The organism is Lysinibacillus sp. 54212, from assembly GCF_036662795.1.
Taxonomy (GTDB): Bacteria; Bacillota; Bacilli; order Bacillales_A; family Planococcaceae; genus Lysinibacillus_B.
Map to the genome: position 1 here is coordinate 1 of NZ_JBAFWZ010000068.1, position 1287 is coordinate 1287.

Annotated in this window: 1 protein-coding gene and 1 pseudogene; both read right to left on the minus strand. The window is 33.8% G+C overall.

Going from position 1 to position 1287, the window contains the following annotated elements; translation table 11 throughout:
• Window positions 1-282: 282 nt before the first annotated feature.
• Window positions 283-618, minus strand: coding sequence for a hypothetical protein (locus V4T18_RS18250; RefSeq protein ID WP_332651877.1), 336 nt, complete (start codon window positions 616-618; stop codon window positions 283-285).
• A pseudogene (locus V4T18_RS18255) lies at window positions 615-1287 on the minus strand (hypothetical protein); the annotation flags it as partial. The gene V4T18_RS18250 and the pseudogene V4T18_RS18255, both read right to left, overlap by 4 nt.

A 1287-nucleotide genomic window follows, 5' to 3' on the forward strand; every position in this document is an offset into this window, starting at 1 on the left:
CCTCATCACACGCCCGAACGACGCCATCCTCTCGTAAGGGTGGCAGGGCGACAATTCAAGCTGCTTCTATATATTTTCCCCATTATATTTTCCTATCTACTCGGAATCTCTCATGTCTCTTTTATCTATTTACAGGGCCATCCTTGTGCTTTGTGGGATGATATGCTATTAAAAGGTAGCAAAATATAAAAAGAAGACCTAGAAGGCTTACTGCCAATCAAGGTCATCACTTATAGTCAACTATTTAAGATACTGTTTTAAATTTTACTTATATGAAAATACTTATTTAACAATATCTTTACCAATTATTTCCCCGTTTTTAACATCTATATATAACCTTCTACCGTAAAAGTCAATTGCACTTACTTGATTATCATGTACACTTAAACCAACATAAGGATACCTATTATTTCCTATTAAACTCTTATCAGGCTCTTGTATTTTCCATAATACATCCCCGTTATGATTAATACCATATACATTATCCAATGAACCATCCATAGTTAGTAAAACAATAATTACTCCATTTACTGTTTTTATTTCTTGTATTTTCTTATCAAACACGACTTCTTTTGTATTAATAATTAACTTGTTATTATTAATTTCTACTATACTCATTCTACACCACCTATTAGTCTTTCGTTACCAAACTCACCGATATATTGACCCATTAAATCAAATTGATTACCTCCACCCTTATATCCAAAAAGTGGATTAGCAATACCGCTTCTAATTATAGTTCCTTCTGCCAACTTTAAGTCGGCTATATATTTTGGTGTATGAGGCAAAGAAAACTTTTCCTGTATTTCATTGGGTTTTAGCCCTTTAACATCTTTATACTCCATAAACCAACCGCCATGCATTTTAGAATTTTCTCCATCGTAAACTCTTACAAATGTAGTATTTCTTGTTAACTCAATTTCCTGTACATATGATCCAGGTTTATAAGGGGGCTGGTCATACCCCATTTCATCTTTCCACCATTTATTCACATCTTCTGCTGGCATTTCAGAGATTTTTTTATATTTAACATTATCTATACTCATAGTACTAGAATTATTCGAAGAACTACTTGTCGTCTTTCCACTGCCACCCATAGTTTTATTGGAAGAGACTCCTTTTACTCCTGTAATAGTTGTTGCTAATCCAAAACTATCTAGCCAATGTTCCTTCGATAAAGGGTCTTTTGGATTAACTGCACCTTCCGCCATTCCAGTAAAGCCAAAGGTTGCGTAATTAAAAAAGTCATAAGTGGAATTCCACTTCTTCTCATTTCTGTCTTTCGAT

Bases quoted from the DNA above. Each gene is read 5' to 3' on its own strand.
- V4T18_RS18250 (WP_332651877.1), bottom strand. From the start codon at position 618: ATGAGTATAGTAGAAATTAATAATAACAAGTTAATTATTAATACAAAA.